At 63.1% G+C, this 268-nt stretch carries 1 pseudogene; it reads left to right on the forward strand.

Annotated elements, in window-relative coordinates:
• Positions 1–268 (forward strand): annotated as a pseudogene (locus tag KZZ04_RS19455) (penicillin-binding protein 2); the annotation flags it as partial.

A 268-nucleotide genomic window follows, 5' to 3' on the forward strand; every position in this document is an offset into this window, starting at 1 on the left:
GAAACTTGAAGGCGCACTCTACCCATGGCGCTTCCGCCTGATGCTGGGCTTGCTGGCACTCATGGTGGCCGCGATTGCCTGGCGGATCATCGATCTGCAAGTGGTCGACCGTGACTTCCTGATTGGTCAGGGCGATGCCCGTAGCCTGCGGCACATCCCGATTCCTGCGCACCGCGGCCTGATCACTGACCGTAACGGTGAGCCCCTGGCCGTCAGTACCCCGGTGACCACCCTGTGGGCCAACGCCAAGGAACTGCAAACCGCCAAG

It is taken from the genome of Pseudoalteromonas sp. CR1, from assembly GCF_019392235.1.
GTDB lineage: Bacteria > Pseudomonadota > Gammaproteobacteria > Enterobacterales > Alteromonadaceae > Pseudoalteromonas.